The organism is Brachyspira alvinipulli ATCC 51933, assembly GCF_000518245.1.
GTDB classification, from domain to species: Bacteria; Spirochaetota; Brachyspiria; order Brachyspirales; family Brachyspiraceae; genus Brachyspira; species Brachyspira alvinipulli.
In genome coordinates this window covers 87,188-108,600 of sequence record NZ_KI912402.1, presented here as the reverse complement: position 1 = coordinate 108,600, position 21,413 = coordinate 87,188, and the positions used below count along the sequence as shown (strand labels likewise).

The window sequence follows — 21,413 nt, the reverse complement described above, 5'->3', positions numbered from 1 at the left end:
GAAGAAAAAATTATATTTTAAATCAGATATATCATAATATTATTTTTCTACCTCCTTGTATTTAATCAAAGCCTCTCTAAGTATATTCATAGCTTTTTTTAGATCATTTGTATCTAAAGCATATGAAATTCTAATCTCGTCCTTACCTAATCCAGGAGTTGCATAAAATCCCTCAGCAGGAGCAAACATAACAGTTTCACCATTGACATTAAAATCTTTTAAAAGCCATATAATAAAATCTTCAGCATTTTTTACAGGAAGTTTTGCAAGTACATAAAAAGCTCCCTCAGGTTCTCTGGCTACAACACCTTCCATTTTATTAAGTTCTTCAAATATTATTTTTCTTCTGTAATCATACTCTTTCAAGGCATCATCAAAATAGTTATCCGGAAGTTCATACAATGCAACAGCTCCAAGCATATCTAATGTAGGAAGAGACAATCTTGCCTGACATTCTCTAAATACAGCTGTCATTAACTTTTTATTCTTACTTATAAGACATCCAACTCTGGCACCGCATGCAGAAAATCTTTTTGATATAGAATCTATTATAATAACATGCTCTTCTAAATCTTTATAAGTACCGAAACTTATTGCCTTTCTATCTCCATAAACAAATTCTCTATAAACTTCATCGCTTATGATAAATAAGTCATATTTTTTAGCTAAATATGCTATATCATCTAACTCTCTTTTAGTGTATACAACACCAGTAGGGTTTGAAGGATTTGCCAGCATAAATGCCTTTGTTTTAGGGGTTATATGCTTCTCTATTTCTTCACAGTTAGGCAAATGAAATCCATCCTCAGCATAAGTTCTAACAGCATTGTATTTTATATCATATACATCATAAAAACTTTTATAATTAGCATATAGCGGTTCAGAAACTAATATTTCATCGCCTTCATCAAATATAGCTAACATTGCAAATGATATTGCTTCACTTCCTCCGCTAGTTATAACTATATCCTCTGTTTCATAATGCACACCTAGCTTATCATAATATTTTTGTATTTTATCAATAAGTAAAGCCAAACCTCTTGAATGTTCATATCTAAGGGTAGTACCATTATATTTAGAAATTGCTTCAAAAAAAATTTTAGGAGTGGCTATATCAGGCTGTCCAATATTAAGATGATAAATCTTCACTCCTCTCTTTAACGCATCTTCAGCATAAGGGTTCAATTTTCTAACAGGCGAAACTTTCAATCTCTGAATTCTTTTAGATATATCCATAAAACTTCTCCGTTAATTATTATATATAGTAATCTAACAAAGTAAGATACATTAAACTATAAAAATTGTCAATATATTTATTATTAATAACCCTAAAATAAACAAAAAAATTCAATAAGATTACTAATTTAAAACATTATTATATTAAAAATATTATATATAATAGTAATATATATAGATATAAAGTGAATTATTTAATAAATCTATATTTTTTACATAAATACATCTATCAGTTTTAAATATATAATCAATAAAAGAATAATATAATTTACATATATTGATAAAAGATGTTTTTTGATATAAAATTAATAAATAAAAATATTATTTATGTATATAAAACAAATTACTAAATTATTATTAGTATTATTTACTATTTTGTTATATTCACCTCTTTATCCTTTTGGAGGAAAGCCTATTAGAATAGAAGAAGTAAGACCTTATTATACAAGCTCTGAAACTGCTAAAATAGATATTTACATATATACCAATATAGGCAATAATACTAACTATAATTATTTATCTTTTGCTGTAGCTGATGCTATAGCTAATCAAATAGAGTACAATAAAACATTAAAATTACAATCAGAAACAAACTATGTAATTACCCCAAGAGATTTTGAAAGAGCATATGACTATAAAGTATTTCAATTTACTAATATAACATATAAAAGTCATCAGAATGGTACTAATATTACTATAGTAACAAATTATGAAAAAACATATTATACAAATTGGGGTGATGTAAGAAGCAATGTAAGATTGATAACCCCTGAAACAAAAGGATTTATCTTAAAAGAAGATGAAATATTATTTGATTATAATGGAAGTAATGTAATATTAAAGAGTACAAATAACTTTATACAAAAAGTCGATATAGGTAAAACTTATTATGAATATTTTGGAGATGATATAAAAAAGTATGTATTTACAAGGAATGCTGATATAGCAATATTCGGTACAGTAGAATATCAAAGACCAAATATAAGCGTAACAACATATATAGCTTATATAAGAGAAAGAAAAATTAATTCTTATTCTATTACTATACCTGAAGCTAAAATAGATGAACAAATACCAAATTATGCATTAGAAATAGCTAATAGAATAAGTTATTTGGATAAAACAGGAATTATAGCCATAGATGTTACTCCAAAGGATGCATTCGTTTACGTTGATGATGTTTTTATAGGAAAAAGCGGACAAACTTTATATGTACCCGCATTAACAACAAACAGCCATAGATTTACAATACAAAAAGAAACATATGAAACAATAGATACGATGCTGGCATTTGAAAGACCTAATGAAAATATATTATTAAGCTTTAAATTAAAAGAACTTACAAATAGGGCAAGAGTTCAAATAAATATACCTGGAGAAGATGCAAGTTCTGTAGTTATAAATGGAGTAAAAGAAAAGCCTACAAATACAATAGACAGATATTTCGGATTCGGCACATATTCTATAAAAATAACGAATACAAATTATATTGATTATTATGGAACATTCACTGTAGACAGCACTAATACTCTATTATTAACACCAACTATGAAAAAATTTAAAGAACCTACTCTAGCAGACAAAATATTTAAAAATTATGAAAGAAATACCAAAATATTCTTAGGTTTAACGATAGCAAGTGCTATATTTTCAGCTGGAACATACATATATGCTGGAGAAATACTAGATTCAACTATGGTAAAGTACTATGATCAATATAAAAACTCACCTACAAGACCTCCTATAGATTTGACGCATTATAATACAGCAATGAATGTATATATAGCCGGTATGGTTCTTACAGGAGCATTTGCTTTAACTACAGGAATATACTATATGCTTTGGGTAAATGAATCAAACTTCGCTGTAGAAAAATTATCCTTCAATGCCGGATATGGAGGAGCCAATTTAACATACTCATGGCGATGGTAATTATACATATCATACATTTATAGCCATAATACAAAAAAATCCTATATATAAAACTTTTTTACAATAATATTTGACAAAACATTATTATTTACTATACTGCATATAATAATATATTATTGGAGTTATAATATGCTTAATATAATTTTCATAGGAGCTCCTGGTGTAGGAAAAGGAACTCAATCTGCTTTAATAGAAAAAGATTATTCAATAGCACATATTGCTACAGGCGATATGTTAAGAGAAAACATCTCTAATGGCACAGAATTAGGAAAAACTGCTAAATCTTATATGGATAAGGGAGAATTAGTGCCTGACAGTTTAGTTATTGATATGCTTACTGATAGAATAAAGAAAGATGACTGTAAAAATGGTTTTATGTTAGATGGATTCCCTAGAACTATGGAACAAGCAAAAGAATTATCAAAAATATTAGATAGTTTAAATTATAAAATTAATGCAGTTATAGATTTATATGCCTCAGAAAAAATAATAATAGAGAGATTATTAAATAGAGGACGTGCTGATGATAATGAAGAAACTATAAGAAATAGATTAAAAGTATTTGAAAGCCAAAGCAAACCTGTATTAGACTATTATAATGATAAAGTTAAAATAATAAAAATAGAAAGTGTAGGCACACCTGAAGAAGTTTATTCTAGAATAAAAAAAGAATTAGATACTGTAAAATAAATAAGTAAAAATCTAATAATATTTTGTAGGCTATGGGTATAATCTCATAGCCTTCTTAATATGATAAAGTTATATAAAAATATTATATAAAATTATTTTTATATATAATATTCCGATAATACCAGTAGTAAAATAGTTTTGGATTATAAATATGCCTGAAGAAAAAGATATTAATAATATTGAAAATAATGAGTCTTCACCTAAAAAGGCTATTAAAAAGAAAGTTTTAGTAAAAACTAAAAATAATGAAAATATAAAAGATTTAGACTTATCATCATATGGTGCAAGAAGACAGGCTAGAATATATGCTGTAATGTCATTATATTCTTATGAAATCAATGAAAGAAAAGTTGATATAAATGATATTTTAAATTTTGATTATGATAAAAAAATACCTGAAAATATATTTGTGTTTGCTAAAAATCTAGTAGAAGGTACTATAAAAAATTTAGAAAGAATAGATAATTTAATAGAAAAATATTCCAATAATTGGGATATAAAAAGAATACAATATGTAGACAAATCAATTATAAGAATGTCTATATATTCTTTAATATTTTTAAAAGACATACCAAAATCTGTAGTTATAGATGAGGCAGTGGAAATCGCTAAAATATTTAGTGATAAAGATTCTTATAAATTTGTTAATGGGATTTTAGATGGCATACAAGAAAATGACATACAATAAAAGAAAAGCAAAATATAAAAATATACAAACAATAGTTTTTATATTATGTATAGGTGCATTAGGATTTATAGCTATAATATCATTAAATGTAGCAATAATTCAGGGTAAAGTAAGAATGAACTCCCAAATAGTGGATGAATACACTCTTGCAAAAGAATATTATAAAAATAAAGATTACAATAAAGCTAAATCAATTTTGCAAAAAGAAATAAAAGATACAATAGATCCTAAAAAACAATATGAAGCAAATATACTATTGGGAAAAATATATAATGAAACAGAAGATTATGATTCTGCAATAAAAGTATTTAATAAAATGACAAATTCATTATATTTAGATGAGCAATTAAAACATAATTTAGGAATCTCATATTTAGAAAAGGAAATGTATGATGAAGCATTAACATCATTAGAAACATCATTATCAATAAACAGCAACTATATACCTAGCCTTCTTACTTTAGGACGTTTTTATATAGAAAGAGATTTGCCACGTTTAGCTAAAGGATATTATGAGAGGGTATTATCATTAGAAGAGAATGATGAAGCATTATTTTATGTAGGTTTAATAGCACTTAATGAAGGTTTCCAAAGTGTAGCTTATGACACTTTAAGCAAATTAGTTAGAAGAAGTAAAAGCGAATATGTAGATAAAGCAGCAACTATACTTGGAGATATATATGTAATATCAGGAGATACAGACAGTGCTATAGAAATGTATTTAAAAAGTTTAGTTAATTCTGAAACAAAACCGGATTCTGTAAGAAGACTTGTAAAAATATATGAACAAGTTGAAGATTATGATGGAATCAAAAAAGTATATGAACAAATATTGGATCAAAATCCAAATGATGTGGAAACTATACTTGCATTGGGCGAATTATACGAAAAAGAAAATGCCTATGACAGAGCCGTAAAATATTATTTAAGATTAACTAAAATGAAAGATTATACAAATACTTATGAAGCTACAGGACTTCTTGCTAATGCTTATTATAAAGGAAGTATGCTTAAAGAAGCTGAAGCAAATTATAAAAAAATAATAATGGCTGATAATAAAGATGATTTATATAAAACAGCATTAGAAAGACTTGGAGATATAACATACAGGCAGAAAAATTTTATTCCATCTCTAAAATATTATCAGGAAATATATAAAATAGAAACTAATAATGCAATATTTATGCCTAGACTTGGAGAGTTAGAATTGTATTATGGAAATTCTGACAGAGGAATAAAATTATTAAAACAATCTATTGAAGAGGATGTTGGTAATGCATTCCCTAGCAGAACACTTGCTATTTATTATGAAAGCATAGGAAACAATAATGAAGCTATAAACTATTATAATTATACTTTATCAAAATATCCTAAAGATAGAGAAAGTATATACAGAGGCGGAATGCTTTATTATAAAACAAAAGATTATGAAAAGGCAAAAGAATCTCTGTTAATAGCTGCTAATGATGAAAACAATACAACTTTAGTTAGAGAAAATGCTTGGATTACTCTTGCTACTATGATGGAAGAGATACGCTCATATAATGATGCTACAACATATTATAGACAGCTTGTAGAAATGTCTCCTAGTGTAGAAAACTATATGCTTTACGGAGCATTCTCATATAGAAGACTGCAGTATAATGATGCCATATATGCTTATAATGAGGCTTTGAATGTGGCAACATCTAAAAGAGATCTATTTGATATAAATTTAGCTTTAGGAAAATGCTATTACAGAATGAATGAACTTGATAATGCTGAAGAAAGCTACAGAAATGCTTTAAGTTATAATGGAAGCGATTCTCAAGCTAAAGACGGTTTAAGACAGGTCTTAGCTAAAAAGGAACTTATGTACAATAATTAAGTTTCTTAGCCTAAATTTTAAGGGGCTTAATGCCCCTTATTTTTTATAAGGAACTTTATGCAAATGATAGAAATAGATAAAAAAGCTAAAAAAATATTATTCAATTATTTCTGGAAAAACGGATGGATAGATGATAAAAAAATGTCAATAGATAATGACGATTTTTTGTATGCCAAAGAAAAAGGTTTAATGTTTGACTTCTTTGATGAAATAATTAATCATGATGAGCTTATAAAAAATATCAAAAATTTAATAGATGAAATCGATTTTAAAAATACAACAAAAGCATTTTTATGCAGTTTATCAACTAGAGCATTGCATTTAAGAAGTTTTATATCAAGTTACTACTTAGCTAAAAAAATCCACCTTCATAGTTATTTAAATAATAACGATTATTGTAAAGAATGTTATAAATATTACATCTTAGGAGATAATTTTAATTTAAAAGATAGAAATGTATATAACTTTGAAAAATTTAAATGGGGAGGTGTAAGGCTTGAGCATTTGTCATATATTTATTTTGACTTATGTGAGTTTAAAAAATTGAATTTCAATGAATTAAATCCTACAAAAGAAGATATACAAATTTTTAATAAAATACTAAAACAAATAGATTCTTATAATATTAAAAATCATTCTGTAAATAAAATGGAAAAAACACTAAAAGATATATTTCCATCATCAAAAAATGAAAGAATCATACTGCTTGAAATATTATCATATTTAGATATTTTAGAAGCCAAAGAAGAAAGAGAATATAGAGATACAGAATTATCAGAGAAACTTATGAATTGGAGAGGCGGAGATTCTTATAATAAGATAAATGCCATAAATATTTTTCAAGAATATATCACTATATAAATAAAGACATAAAAAAACCACTCTAAAACAGAGTGGCTATTCAATGAACCGGTGACGGGTTTCGAACCCGCGAATGCAGGAATGAAAATCCTGTGTGTTAAACCTCTTCACCACACCGGCATGATATAATAGAAAACTAATTTCTATGTGAGCCAAGAAGGGTTCGAACCTTCGACAACCGCCTTAAAAGGGCGATGCTCTACCGACTGAGCTATTGGCCCGTATTTTTTATATCAATCAAATGTTTGTATATTATACACTATTAATTTATTTTGTCAAGTGCAATAATAAAAAAAATAACATTAAATTAATTATTAAAAATATTCCAAGGATTATAATTTGGCAAATCAGCCTCTACATAAATCATTTCATCTTTAGTTGGATGCGGAAATCTTAAACTTTTGGCAAATAAAGCTAGAGGAATATCATCTCTGTCATATTTTATATAATTTCCGTATTTCCTATCACCATATATAGCATGCCCGAAATTTGCAAGCTGTACTCTTATTTGATGAAATCTTCCTGTTTCTAATTCTACTTTAAGCAAACTTAAATTTTTTATTATATCCTCGCCTACTACATTATATTTAAGTTTAGCTATTTTAGCATTTTTAGTATTTTCAAAAACTACTTGTGCTATATTTCCTAATTTATTGGTCTTTTTTATAAGATAATTTTCAAGTCTGCCCTCTTTATCTAAAAGTATACCTTTAACAACAGCATAATAAGTTTTTTCAAATTTTCTATCTCTTATAGCTTCGCTTAATCTTGAAGCAGCTTTAGAAGTCTTAGCAAATACCATAATACCGGAAACAGGTCTATCCAATCTATGAACTAGACCCAAAAATACATTACCTTGCTTATTATACTTTATCTTTATATAATCTTTAATATTATCAAAAAAAGACACATCTCCTGTAATATCGCCTTGAGTAGGTATATTGGGAGGTTTTACAGCTACTATCAAATGATTATCCTCATAAATAGGATTAATATAATCAATTATATCTTTTTCTATATCCATATTATTAACCATTAATAATTTAATTCAATAAGAAGATTTTATATAGTGCTTTACTGATTAGTATTAAGAAATTATAAAGGAATGTGCCGAGTCAGGGAATCGAACCCTAGACACAAGGATTTTCAGTCCTTTGCTCTACCTACTGAGCTAACTCGGCAAGTGAAAATTATTATAGCATAGCAATAAAAAATGTCAAGTACTATTTGTTAATTTTATTACAAAAAGCATATTTAAAGGTTTTATTGAAATATATTTTATGCTAATCAAACTTTGACAAATAGGATTATTAAATATATAATAAACAATCAATTTTGATAATTTTTATCAATAATCATAATAGTAGGTAAAATATGAGAAATAAGAAAGACAGAATAATCACTTTTATACTAGTAGTTATAATAATATTTTTAATAAATGCAATAATAAATCAATTTACTCCTGCAATAGATTTAACTAGAGATAAAGTATATTCTCTAAGCAAAGAAAGCAAAACATTAGTAAAAAATTTAAAAGAACCTATGACTGTAAAATTCTTTGTAACACCTAATCTGCCTCCTCCATTTTCTACTTATGAAAAATATATCAAAGATCTATTTGAAGGGTATAAATCAGCAGGCGGAAAGAATTTGAGCTTTGAAGTAGTAGATGCCTCAAAGGATTCTGCCCAAGCAAGTCAATATGGAGTTAGTCCTACACAAATAAGCGTTTTAGAAAAAGACCAAACTCAAACAAAAGTTGCTTATATGGGGTTAGCATTCATATACGGCGATTCTATAGAGACAATACCATTTGTACAATCAACAGAAGGTTTGGAATACAATATAGATACTACTATAAGAAAAATGATGGATAAAAATGATAAACTTACAAGATTGGAAAATAATTTAAATGTTTATTTTGTATCATCTTCTGAAATATATAATCTTCTTCCTATAGGTGCTGTAGAACTTATACCAGATTCTATAATGAAAGCTGTAGCTAGTGCAAACAAAAATTTAATGAATAAAGTACAATTCATAAATGTTGATATGACAAATCCTTCAAAAGAAAATGAAGATTTATTAAAGAAGCTGAATGTAAAAAAAATAGAATGGAATGATATAAAAGACAATCAAGGAAATATTGTAGCAAATAAAGGAAGTGCATATTTCTCATTAGTTTTAGAAAATGGGGATAATGTTATGGAGCTTTCAACATCCTATATATTATACGGTGCATTTGATGAAATAGAAAATGAAATATTAAAAAGTATAGACAGCATGCTTGGATTAAAAGCTACTGTAGGATATATACAAGGACATGAAGAGGCTAATTATATAACTGTACCTCCTCAATTTGGAGGAAATCCTAATGATGCTTATGACAGCGTAAGCGAATATATATCAGAAATAGAAGCTAATTATAATTTTGAAGCAGTTGATATTTCATTAAATGATATACCTTCAAATATAGATGCTTTAATAATAGCCGGAAGTAAAACTGAATTCAGCGACTATGAATTATATAAATTGGATCAGTTTATTATGAGCGGAAAGCCAGTATTATTTATGCTTAATGGGGTACAAATTAATCAAAATGATCCTAATGCTCAAATGTACGGTCCTACTCTTATACCTGTTACAAACAGATTAAATGAAATACTTCCAAATTATGGTTTTTCAATAGCTACCAACATGGTATTTGATGATAATGCATATAAGGCACAATTACAGCAAGGTATGCCGGAACAGAAGATGTATTATATACCGCTTATATCTCCGGAAAATATTAATGCTAAAAGTGATATAACTAAAAGTATTAATCTTATGCTTACTCCTATATCATCAGAAATATTAATAAATACAAATAATTCAGAAATAAAAGTAACTCCGCTTATTCATACAAGCGAAAAAAGCTGGACAGAAAGTGAACAGTTTGCAGCTTCAATGACAGGAATGCCAAGCAATGAAAGTAAATTATCTAAAAGACTGCTTGCTGCTGTATTTGAAGGTAATATGAATAGTGCATTTGAAGGAAAAGAAATACCTGCAGCAACAAACATGCAGAATAATATCAATAGCGGTATCAACAGAATAAACTCTACAACAAGCGGAAAAGTTTTAGTTGTAGGATCTTATGAAATGGCAAAAAACAGCGCATATACGGCTAACAAGATATTTTTAATGAATTTAGTTGATTATATGGCTGGTGATACTGGACTTATGAGTATAAGAAGAAAAGGAGCAATATTTAATCCTCCTTACAATGTACCTGAAAGCATCAAATTATTTGTAAGAGTTATAAATATAGTTATGCTTCCTATAGCTGTTATAGTATTCGGACTTATGCTATGGAGTTCAGATAAAAAAAGAAGACAGAAAATTTTTGAGAAGTTTAATAATAAACTAGAAGAAAAAAATAATATTTAAAAAATTGTATGCATTCGCTAGGTTTATACAATTTTTATTAGAAATAAAAATAAATAATTTAAACTTAAAAATATGGCAAAGAAAAATAACACTATATTCGTATGTGATAATTGCGGAGAAAGCACAATTAATTGGATGGGCAAATGTCCGTCATGCGGTTCTTGGAATACTTTAAAGCCTTTCACAGAACCATCTGAAGATACTAATAAATCTATAAGAGATAAAACAAATATATCATCAGATAAAGCACAATTAACATCTATAAAAAAAATTAAAACTAATGAAAGCACAAGAATATCTACAAACATAGATGAACTTAACAGAGTACTAGGCGGAGGAATTGTACAAGGCAGCGTAATACTTATTGGAGGAGAACCAGGAATTGGTAAGTCTACCCTGCTATTACAAACAGCATCTAATATAGCCAAAAATGAAAAAGTTTATTATTTTACAGGAGAAGAATCTCTTGAACAAATAAAATTAAGAGCCGACAGACTCACACTAGAAGATTCAGATTTTCTTATATCATCAGAATCAAACTGTGATAATATAATAAATACTTTGTTGGACAACCCTCCTACACTTGCAATAATAGACTCTATACAAACAATATATAGTCCGTCTACTAACAGTATAGCAGGTTCACCAGCACAAATAAAAAACTGTGCATGGGCATTAATGCAGACAGCTAAATTAAAAAATATAACAATATTTTTAGTTGGACATATAACAAAAGAAGGAACTATAGCAGGACCTAAAATATTAGAACATATTGTTGACTGCGTATTATATTTTGAGGGTGATGATAAAGGAATATACAGAATATTAAGAGCTGTAAAGAACCGTTATGGAGCAGCTGACGAGGTAGGTATTTTTGAAATGGCAGAAAAAGGACTTATGGAAGTAAAAGATCCTTCAAAAGTATTTACAAGAGGATTAAATGAAGCTGTATTTGCTGGAAGTGTAATAACTCCTGTCATAGAAGGAAGCAGAGTATTTTGCGTTGAACAAGAGGCTTTGGTTGGAAGCAGTGCATTTGGATATCCTAGGAGACTCACTATTGGTTATGATCAGTACAGATTACTTATAATAATAGCCATACTTGAAAAAAGGGCACATTTAAACCTTTCAAATCAAGATGTATATATAAATATAGCAAACGGACTTAATGTTAAAGAAACAGCAAGCGATTTTTCTATAGCAATGGCAATAGCTTCAAGTATGTCTGGAATATCAATACAGAGAACAACAGCATATATTGGAGAACTTGGACTTTCCGGCGAGGTAAGACCTGTAAGATTTATAGAAAGAAGAATAAAAGAAATGAAAAAATTCTCTCTTAAAGAAGTATATATTTCTAAAAGAGCAGTAAAAGAAATAAAAAATGTAGAAAATGTAAAAATTATAGCTATAGATCATATTTCTGAAGCAATAAAAAAACTTGGCATATAGTATAACTATCATTAGTATTTGAAAAATATTAATTTATAGTTTATAATATGCTGTATATTGATAATTTTAAGAGGAAAATATTGAATAATAAAATAAAAGAATTTCATGATATATTCGAGTTTTGTATTTCATCTGATTTAGAGACTTCAAAAGAAGAAGAAAAAGTACTTGAAAATATAATAAACATGTCAAATAAAGAAGTCACTTCATATATAAGACAATATGTAGCAAAATTAACTCATTACAATAAGAATTTTTTAGACTATAAAACAGCTAACGAAATATTAAAAATATTATTAGAAATAGGTTTTATATTAAGAATACAATATATAAATTACTTATACAAAAAAGAAAATAATACTTTAAACAATAGTGATGAAGAAGTAACTAGTTTATCAAGAATGATTCAGCTTCTTATAGCAGAAATATCAAATATAATATACTCTAAAGAATATGAAAGTGATAATATGTTTGATAATATGAAAGAATTAAAAACAAATACAACTATAGGTCATGTTAATAGAGTATTTATAATGTCAATAGAAACTATAGCATTTTTTAATGAAAAATTGCGACAAGGTGCTGCTAATAAAATGAGAATAGACTTTAAAAAAAGCTATTATAAATATGCTGAAAGAATATATCAAAGATACAATCTACTTGAATATTCAAATACATTAGATTCAAATGTGAAACTAGGTGTAAGAAAAATAGAAAATGATACTATTATAGATACTGTTACTGGTGTACTAATGCATGATATATCATTAAAAAAAAGTAGAGATTATATACCAATAGCAAATGATGTAAAAGACAATCACTCATTACAGGATTATGCTTTTGCAAAATACTTTATGAGAGGAAGTGAAGGTGTAGCATTAACTGTTTCACTGCATCATGAATATTATAGTTATGGATATGGACTATTTACAGAATTATATAAAGCAACATTAAAAAGAAATCCAAAACATATAATAGAATATATTGTGTCCTATGATTATAAAGATGTATTAACATTGCAAAGTTTAACATATCTTCCTGCTAAAATTTTAGAAGTTATAGATGTATATGATACATTAACAAACTGTTTGAATAAATCTCCTAAAGAAGCAGTACAATTTATGACTGAAAATTTTTTGGAAAAAGACATAATGATTGATCCTATAATATCAGATATATTTATTCAATATCTTAAAGATAAGAAAAAAATAAAACTGTAAAAAAACAAAGATTATAAATTAAAATAATTACTGATAATTTCTTTCAATCCGTCTTTGTCTAATTTATATATTTTTAAAAGCTCATTTCTAGATGCAACCTCAAAGAATTTATCTGGTAAAGCATGAATTTTAACTGGCTTATATACATCATTATCAGACATCAATTCCAATATAGCACTTCCTATACCGCCTTTTTTGACATTCTCCTCAATAATTAAAATTTTATCAGATTTTTTTATCATATTCAAAATAGTATCTTCATCTAAAGGTTTTAAAGTAGAAAGATTTATTATTGAAGTATCTAAATTAATCTCAGTTACAGCATCTTCTATATCAATTAATGTTTGTCCATAACTTATGATAAGCCTTTTACTGTTTTTAGCTTCTCTTACAATATGAGCTTTTCCTATTTTAAAATTGCTAGATATAATATTTTCCTTTACTTCTCTAATACCGGACTTATTATATCTTATAACAGTAGGACCTTTATATTCTATAGATTTTGTTACCATATCTATAAAATCCTTTTCTCCAACTGGAGCCATAATTGTAATATTAGGTATAATCCTCAAAAAAGACACATCAAAAACACCTTGATGAGTATCTCCATCTTCTGGAACTAGTCCTGCTCTGTCTATCATAAGTTTAACATTAGCATTCATTATACCAATATCATGTATTACTTGATCATATCCTCTTTGTAAAAATGTAGAATATAAACAAACAAAAGGTATTATACCATTTTCAGCAAGTCCAACTGCAAATGTAACCGCATGCTGCTCTGCTATACCTACATCAAAAAATCTATCTGGAAATTTTTTAGCGTACTCAGTCAAACCTGTACCAGATTCCATAGCAGCAGTTATAGCAACTATATTTTTGTTTTCTTTAGCAACATTAACAATACATTCTCCAGCTAAATTAGAAAAAGTTTTAGCACTAGATTTTGATTTCAATTCTCCAGTGTCAATATTAAAAGGAGCTATACCATGAAATTTAGAAGGATTTTCTTCAGCTATTCTATAACCTTTACCTTTGACTGTATTAACTTGAACTAATCTAGGGCCTCTTATAGATTTTACCTTTTGAAAAGTAGTTATAAGCTCATCATAATTATGACCATCAACAGGACCAAAATATTTAAATCCCATCTCTCTAAAAGCTATACCAGGAGCAACAAAAGTTCTAATAGCCCCCTTACCTCTGTCTATAAATTCATTCGCAATATCACCAAAAGGCAAAGTAGAAACCAATCCTCTAACCTTTTCTGAAGCCTCCTGAATTAAATTATCATTCAATGTGGTATTAAGAAATTTTGATATGGCACCTATATTTTTACCTATGGACATTTCATTATTATTTAATACTATTATTATATCTGTATCAGTATTTGCAATATTATTCATAGCCTCCAATGCCATGCCGCCTGTCATAGCACCGTCTCCTATTATAGCTATAACATCACCTTTATACCCTAATATATTTTTTGAACATGCAAGTCCATAAGCAAACGACAGAGATGTAGAAGCATGTCCTGTTTCTTCTATATCATGCTCTGATTCATTTCTTTTTGGAAACCCGGATATTCCTCCATAAGTTCTTAATGTATTAAATTTATCTTTTCTTCCGGTTATAATTTTATGAGTGTATGCCTGATGACCAACATCAAATATAAAAGCATCCCTAGGAGAATCAAATAAATAATGCAGAACTAAAGTTAAATCAACTACTCCTAAATTACTACCTAAATGACCTCCGGTATTTGAAACGTTATTTATTATAAACTCTCTTATTTCTGAAGATAGAGATTTTAATTCTTCTATATTTAATTTTTTTAAATCAGACGGGCTTTTAATTTCTTCTAAATACATTATATAACCTTCATTAAATTATAAAGCAATTATAACCATAAAAGATTTTATTTCAATAAGTAAAAATATAAATTATTAATTTTCTCCTTGACTTTTATTATATTTATGATATAATGCTTTCAATTTATGAATGATAGGTAAAAATATGAATAATATTTTTTTAAAGTATAAAATAATTTTTTACTTGCTACCCTATTTAATTTTTAAATTAACGAATTTGGAATTTTTTAAAAGGAATAAAATTACTATTTAGTGATTTTATTCCTTTTTTTTATGCCAAAATTACAATAACAAAACTATTTCAAAAAAGGGAGAACCAATGAAAAACTTTATATCTATCAAAGAGTTATCAAAAGAAGAAATTATTGAGGTATTGGATGTTGCTAAAGAATTAGATAACACTGATAGTGAGAAGAGAAGAAAAATGATGGAAGGAAAAATAATGACTAGCATATTCTTTGAACCTTCCACAAGAACAAGATTATCATTTACATCAGCAGCATATAAAATGGGATGTCAGGTATTGGGATTCGATAATCCGGATATAAGCTCTATAAAAAAGGGAGAATCATTAAGAGACACTATAATAATGGTTTCTGCTTACTCTGATGTTATAGTTATGCGTCATAATATTGATGGAGCTGCTAAATTTGCTGAAGAAGTTACTGACTGCCCTATTATTAACGGAGGCGATGGAGCTAATGAGCATCCTAGCCAAACTTTACTAGATTTATATACATTAAGAGATGAACTTGGAGATATGGAAAATAAAAAAGTGGCATTTGTTGGAGATACTAAATATGGAAGAACTGTTCATTCTCTATCAAAAGCATTAATGATGTTTAATGGAGAATTTTATTTCATATCTCCAGATGTTATACAAATACCAGATTATATATTAAAAGAATTGGATCAAGCAGGAATAAAATACAAAAAACTAAGTAGATATGAAGATATATTAAAAGATATAGACTGCCTATATATGACTAGAATACAAAGAGAAAGATTTGATGATCCTAATGAATATGAGAAAGTAAAACATGCTTTCAATATATCAAAAGAAACTATACTTGGAAAATGTAAAGATAATATGATAATAATGCATCCACTTCCTAGAGTAGATGAAATAAGTATAGATTTAGATGATACAAAACATGCTAAATACTTTATACAGGCTAAAAATGGTGTTCCTACAAGAATGGCTATGATATCTCTTGCTACAGGCATTATAGAATCTAAAGCTAAAAAGAAAGATATTGATTATGAATTAATAGAAAATAAAAATGTAGTTTGTACAAATCCAAAATGTGTTACTCATTTTGAAGAAACAAAAAATAAAGTAGCTAGAAGAAGCTATGGAGATTTCTGTTACTACTGTAATAAAGAAATACAAAAATAATAAGAAACAAATTATATGGATTATATTTTTATCATATAATCCATATAAAAAATAATATAAAAATTATGATAATAAAAAATGCTAAAATTATAAATAATGAAAAAATAGTTTCTATTGTAATAGAAAATGGAATAATAAAAAAAATTGATACAGATAATAATTTTTCAAAACATAAAGATGATAAGATAATAGATGCCAATTATAATTACGTACTTTGCGGTATAATAGACCCTCATACTCACATGAGAGATCCTGGGCTTACTCATAAAGAAGATTTTAATTCTGGAAGCAAAGCAGCTGCCAGAGGAGGAGTTACAACATTCTTTGATATGCCTAATACTATACCAAATACTATATCAAAAGAAAATTTAATATCAAAGAAAGCTATGATGATTGGAAAATCTTATGTGGATTATGGTTTTCATTTCGGAGGAAGTAAGGCAGATAACAGCAATGATATAAAAAATGTTATTAATGAATCTGCTTCAACAAAAATTTTCTTTAATGCTTCTATTGGGAACATGTTAGTAGAAAATTATAAGGTATTAGAAAAATTATTTGAAAACTCTAAAATTGTAACAGTTCATGCTGAAGATAAAATGGTTGATAAAGCAATCAATATAGCTAAAAAAACAAAAACTCCATTATATTTATGTCATTTATCTTTAGAAAGTGAAATTGAATCTTTAAAAAAAGCTAAAGATGATGGAATGATAATATATGGAGAAGCTACGCCTCATCATTTATTTTTAAATACTGAAGATGTAAATAAAAATGAAAAAAATAAAATGCTTCTTAGAATGAAACCTGAATTAAGAGAAAAATCAGATAATAAAGCTTTATGGAATGCAATATTAGACGGTACTATAGATACAATAGGTACAGATCATGCTCCTCATTTAATAAGCGAAAAATTAGAAAAACTTACATTCGGAGTACCTTCTATAGAACATTCATTGGAATTAATGCTTACAAAAATAAATGATGGAACTATAGATTTAAAATTATTGAAAAAAATTATGAGTGAAAATGCTGCCAAAATATTCGGTATAAAAAATAAGGGATTGCTAAAAGAAAATTACGATGCTGATTTAGTTATAATAGACTTGAATGATAACTCAGAAATAGAAGAAAAGGATATAATTACAAAAGCAGGATGGTCTCCTTATATAGGATTCAAAAGAGGCGGCAAAATACTAACTACTATAGTACGTGGAAATATAGTTTATAATAATGAATTATTCACAGACAAATATATAGGAAAAGAAATAGAATATATATAAAATAAGTGATAGATATTAATTTCATAATATCTATCACCATAAAAATATATAATTAATTTTAAGGAAATACTTACAATCTAAATATAGCAGTTGCCACTCTAAAAGCTGTAGGCAAATCTAAAAGATAAATAGTATTATTGTCTATATCCTGATTTTTAAGCCATTCATTCATATTATTCTTTGAACCAAAGAAATTCATAATATTTCAGCATATTTCAGCAGGTGCTAGCCCAATTCTTATTTTTATTTAAATCAACATGAACAACATGAATATCATCTGGAAAATGCTCAACTATTTGTCTGTCTCTAATTTTAACAAATATTTTATCTCCTGTCTGACTGCATATAGAATTAATCTCTGTATCCTGATGAAATAAACTATAAGAACCTAAAGCATCAATTGCACACATGGAACAGAATTCTCTTCCATCAGAAAGTTTAACCCTATGATTCGTTTCCATAGCAGATACAGGATATAAAAAAGCAACATCATCACCGCTCATTGTAATAATTTCTTTTTCTATCAAGATATCATACAATTTCTCATCTCCGCATATATTTACTGCCTCTTTTTTAGAAATAGTACAGCCTGTATCTATAACTCTATTTATTAATCTTAATCTAGCATCTTGTATATCTTTAGGTAGGTTATGATACTTATCAGATACACCATATTTCTCCATAAAATTTGTATCAAACATAAATACTCCTTATAAAGTTATTACCTGCTCTACACCGCTTCCTTCCAAAGCTTTATATAAGTCTTGGGAAACAACCTATACAAGCACCATCAATTAGTTTGTTGTCAATCCCTCTTTCAATAGCACAGATATTACATGCCATAAGAAGTATTTTTTTCTTTTCCAATACTTTTGAAAGCCTATCGCCAACACTGCTTCCTTTAGTAAGCATAAAAGTATTGTCTGCAAAAAACATCATACCTACAACTTCCGCACCATGATTGTCATTTAATAATTGCGGAACTATCATTTTATCCAAAATCATATGCGAATTTTGGCTGCTGAAAATATAAGCTACTTTCATATTAATTACTCCTGCAAAAATATTTGTAATTATTAAAATTTATAAATTAAAGAAAATACTATTATGCTTCAATAGGTTTATTTATAAAAGCCTTTTTAACATTATTAGTAAGTTCTCTAACACATTCTATATAAGCAGAACTATCTCTTTCTCTTGGATGCTTAATATTTACTGTTATATCAGCAACTATCTCACCTTTATTCAAACTCATAACTATAACTCTATCACTCATATAAACAGCTTCAGACACATCATGAGTTACCATTAAAACTGTGCTGTTACTATTTTTAACAAGCTGTAATAATTCATTTTGCATATGCTCTCTCATCTGCAAATCTATTGCACCAAGAGGTTCATCTAAAAGCAATATTTTAGGGTTAGGTGCTAATGCTCTTACAACTGCAACCCTTTGCTGCATACCTCCAGAAAGTGATATAGGATACTTCTTTTCATGCCCTTTAAGATGAGACATCTCCAAAAGTTCTTCTAATCTATTTCTTTTTTCTTCTTTTGTCATTTTTAAAAATTTTAAAGAATAAAGTATATTTTTTTCAACATTCATCCATGGAAATAAAGCATAATTTTGGAAAACATATCCTCTCTCAGAAGAAGGTTTTTCTATTTTATTTCCCTCAAGAAGCACCTCGCCGGAAGTAGGATTTTGAAAACCTCCTATCATAGTTAAAAGTGTAGTTTTACCGCATCCTGACGGACCAAGCAAAGTTACAAATTCTCCTTTCTCTATATTAAAACTAATATTCTTTAATACTTCAACTTCCGGAGATTTTTTTGAAGTTTTAAAAGATTTACATACATTATTCACTTCAAGAATTGCCATTTTTAAATCTCCAAGAAGTAAGCAGTTTTTCTAATATAATCAATACTCTATCCATACTAAATCCAATTATAGCTGATACTATCATAAGAGCATAAAGTTTAGGAGTTTCAAGTCTTTGTTGTGCTTCTACTAATATAAATCCAAAACCCTTGCTTGTAGCTATAAATTCAGCACAAATAACACTCATCCATCCCAAACCTAAAGCGAGCCTGCATCCTGTTAAAAATGCAGGTAAAGCTCCAGGCAATATTATATCAATCATTATATCTATATTTTTAGCCCCCATACTTCTGGCGGCATTAATATAATTAGGATCTATTCCTCGAACTCCATCTATAGTATTAATTATGAGCGGAAATATAGCACTCATAGTTATTAAAAATATAGTAGGCCCGTCTCCAAGTCCGAACCATACTATAGCTAAAGGTATCCAAGCCATTATTGGAACTTGTCTTATTGAATTTATTATTGGCGAAACAGCTAAGAGTATAGGTTTAGAATATCCCATAAATAATCCTAAAGGTAAACCTATTAAACAAGCTATAATAAATCCCCTAAATACTCTTTCTAATGTTATAAGTAAATTTTGAACCGTATAAGGATCTATCCAAGATTTAAAAAACTCCTTACAAGTTATAATAAAATCAGGAAGCAGCAAATTATTATCTATCTTTTTAGCAAGAAAATACCAAATGACCATAATTGCAATAAGTACAGAACAGCTATAAAATTTCATAAAAATACTGTTTCCTGCATTTCCTAAATTTATAGATCTGCTTTTATTTTGTGGAATTTGACTCCCATTGTTTTCCATATATTCATTTCTCCTTCAGAATTTGAAATGTCCAAATAACTAATAAGCACATTAGATAATATTGTATCATTTTCTATATCATCAACAGATTCATTATAAATTTTAATAAAATCATTAAGTACAGCACTGTCCTTCAATTTTTTTGATACAACTAAATAATAATCCGGCTTTTCAGTATTTATTTTTTTAAACCTAGTATTTTTTGTTTTTAAAGCTAACATAATATCAATAAAAATAGCATCAACTGTTTTTCTTTCCAAAGCATAAGGCAAAGCAGTTGCAAGCATTGGATAATAATTCGAGTTTGAATATGTTGATTTTAATAATTCTTCCTGCAATAAACGCTTGTTCATATATCCAATATTTTTAGGTTCAATATTATGATCATAAATTTCATCATAATATACTAAAACATTAGAACCATTGACTATAGAATCGACTATATAATAATTGGTATCTATTGATAATAATTGAAATGCTGCATCAGGACATAATACTGCCATATCTACCTTTCCAGATATAAAAGCAAATTCCGCTTGAGAACCGCAGCAGTCCAAAAATTGTATATAATCAAAATTTGAAAACTCTAAATTTGAATTTTTACTATTTATTATATAGTCAAATAACATCCCGGAAGCATCATTACCACATGCTATGGTAATTTTATTCTTTTTGCTATTAATATTTTCTTTATAATTTTGAAATAAGATGAAGCACAATATAAAAATGACGCTAAATATAATAATATATTTATTTCTTTTTATTATATGCTTCATCTTTTACCTT

General features: G+C 27.5%; 16 protein-coding genes, 3 tRNA genes and 2 pseudogenes. 10 read left to right on the top strand and 11 right to left on the bottom strand.

Annotated elements, in window-relative coordinates; genetic code table 11:
- Positions 1-39: 39 nt before the first annotated feature.
- Entirely contained in the window at positions 40-1,236 is a 1,197-nt protein-coding gene (locus T324_RS0105315; protein WP_028329281.1) for a pyridoxal phosphate-dependent aminotransferase, read from the bottom strand.
- Positions 1,237-1,563: 327 nt separating this feature from the next.
- Here T324_RS0105315 and T324_RS0105310 point away from each other — a divergent pair, with 327 nt between their 5' ends.
- The 5 genes from T324_RS0105310 (at position 1,564) to T324_RS0105290 (ending at position 7,274) form a co-directional block, all read left to right on the top strand.
- Positions 1,564-3,168: a PEGA domain-containing protein gene (locus T324_RS0105310; protein ID WP_028329280.1), complete on the top strand. Its 1,605-nt coding sequence runs from the start codon at positions 1,564-1,566 to the stop codon at positions 3,166-3,168.
- Positions 3,169-3,297: 129 nt separating this feature from the next.
- A complete protein-coding gene (locus T324_RS0105305) occupies positions 3,298-3,858 on the top strand; it encodes an adenylate kinase (RefSeq protein ID WP_028329279.1) in 561 nt (186 codons plus the stop codon).
- 151 nt (positions 3,859-4,009) lie between these two features.
- Positions 4,010-4,546: a transcription antitermination factor NusB gene (nusB, locus tag T324_RS0105300; RefSeq protein WP_051436797.1), complete on the top strand. Its 537-nt coding sequence runs from the start codon at positions 4,010-4,012 to the stop codon at positions 4,544-4,546.
- On the top strand, positions 4,518-6,413 hold the full coding sequence (locus tag T324_RS0105295; RefSeq protein ID WP_028329277.1) for a tetratricopeptide repeat protein: 1,896 nt from the start codon (positions 4,518-4,520) through the stop codon (positions 6,411-6,413). Before nusB ends, T324_RS0105295 begins: the two co-directional genes overlap by 29 nt.
- Positions 6,414-6,476: 63 nt before the next feature.
- Positions 6,477-7,274, top strand: a complete 798-nt coding sequence (locus tag T324_RS0105290; RefSeq protein ID WP_245580642.1) for a hypothetical protein — start codon at positions 6,477-6,479, stop codon at positions 7,272-7,274.
- A 46-nt stretch (positions 7,275-7,320) separates the two neighbouring features.
- On the opposite strand, the gene T324_RS0105285 is transcribed toward T324_RS0105290, so the two are convergent.
- From T324_RS0105285 to T324_RS0105270, 4 genes are all read right to left on the bottom strand, one after another.
- Positions 7,321-7,394, bottom strand: a tRNA-Glu gene (locus T324_RS0105285).
- Between the two features lie 28 nt (positions 7,395-7,422).
- Positions 7,423-7,495: transfer RNA gene (locus tag T324_RS0105280), tRNA-Lys, on the bottom strand.
- Between the two features lie 86 nt (positions 7,496-7,581).
- Positions 7,582-8,298 (bottom strand): RluA family pseudouridine synthase, encoded by a 717-nt coding sequence (locus tag T324_RS0105275; RefSeq protein WP_028329275.1) that lies wholly within the window; start codon positions 8,296-8,298, stop codon positions 7,582-7,584.
- Between the two features lie 84 nt (positions 8,299-8,382).
- Positions 8,383-8,455: transfer RNA gene (locus T324_RS0105270), tRNA-Phe, on the bottom strand.
- A gap of 193 nt (positions 8,456-8,648) precedes the next feature.
- On the opposite strand from T324_RS0105270, the gene T324_RS0105265 reads away from it, so the two are divergent.
- The 3 genes from T324_RS0105265 (at position 8,649) to T324_RS0105255 (ending at position 13,378) form a co-directional block, all read left to right on the top strand.
- Entirely contained in the window at positions 8,649-10,706 is a 2,058-nt protein-coding gene (locus T324_RS0105265) for a GldG family protein (RefSeq protein WP_028329274.1), read from the top strand.
- A gap of 72 nt (positions 10,707-10,778) precedes the next feature.
- Complete coding sequence (gene radA, locus T324_RS0105260; RefSeq protein ID WP_028329273.1) at positions 10,779-12,158, top strand: DNA repair protein RadA; 1,380 nt, start codon at positions 10,779-10,781, stop codon at positions 12,156-12,158.
- Positions 12,159-12,238: 80 nt separating this feature from the next.
- On the top strand, positions 12,239-13,378 hold the full coding sequence (locus T324_RS0105255) for a hypothetical protein (protein WP_028329272.1): 1,140 nt from the start codon (positions 12,239-12,241) through the stop codon (positions 13,376-13,378).
- Positions 13,379-13,389: 11 nt separating this feature from the next.
- Here T324_RS0105255 and dxs read toward each other — a convergent pair whose 3' ends face one another.
- Complete coding sequence (gene dxs / locus T324_RS0105250; RefSeq protein ID WP_028329271.1) at positions 13,390-15,249, bottom strand: 1-deoxy-D-xylulose-5-phosphate synthase; 1,860 nt, start codon at positions 15,247-15,249, stop codon at positions 13,390-13,392.
- A 319-nt stretch (positions 15,250-15,568) separates the two neighbouring features.
- Between dxs and pyrB the strand changes: the two genes are divergently transcribed.
- Positions 15,569-16,648: an aspartate carbamoyltransferase gene (gene pyrB, locus T324_RS0105245; protein WP_028329270.1), complete on the top strand. Its 1,080-nt coding sequence runs from the start codon at positions 15,569-15,571 to the stop codon at positions 16,646-16,648.
- A 65-nt stretch (positions 16,649-16,713) separates the two neighbouring features.
- On the top strand, positions 16,714-17,931 hold the full coding sequence (locus T324_RS0105240; RefSeq protein WP_028329269.1) for a dihydroorotase: 1,218 nt from the start codon (positions 16,714-16,716) through the stop codon (positions 17,929-17,931).
- Between the two features lie 70 nt (positions 17,932-18,001).
- On the opposite strand, the pseudogene saoL reads toward T324_RS0105240, so the two are convergent.
- The 5 genes and pseudogenes from saoL to saoB form a co-directional block, all read right to left on the bottom strand.
- Positions 18,002-18,632, bottom strand: a pseudogene (gene saoL / locus T324_RS0105230) (MerB-like organometallic lyase SaoL).
- A 9-nt stretch (positions 18,633-18,641) separates the two neighbouring features.
- Positions 18,642-18,975 (bottom strand): annotated as a pseudogene (saoD, locus tag T324_RS16825) (DsrE-related protein SaoD).
- A 61-nt stretch (positions 18,976-19,036) separates the two neighbouring features.
- Entirely contained in the window at positions 19,037-19,813 is a 777-nt protein-coding gene (saoA, locus tag T324_RS0105220) for an ABC transporter ATP-binding protein SaoA (RefSeq protein WP_028329267.1), read from the bottom strand.
- Positions 19,800-20,627 carry an ABC transporter permease subunit SaoP gene (gene saoP / locus T324_RS0105215; RefSeq protein WP_028329266.1) on the bottom strand — a complete coding sequence of 276 codons (828 nt, stop codon included), beginning with the start codon at positions 20,625-20,627 and terminating at the stop codon, positions 19,800-19,802. Before saoP ends, saoA begins: the two co-directional genes overlap by 14 nt.
- Complete coding sequence (saoB, locus tag T324_RS0105210; RefSeq protein ID WP_028329265.1) at positions 20,579-21,403, bottom strand: ABC transporter substrate-binding (seleno)protein SaoB; 825 nt, start codon at positions 21,401-21,403, stop codon at positions 20,579-20,581. The genes saoP and saoB overlap by 49 nt, the downstream gene beginning before the upstream one ends.
- Between the last annotated feature and the right edge of the window lie 10 nt (positions 21,404-21,413).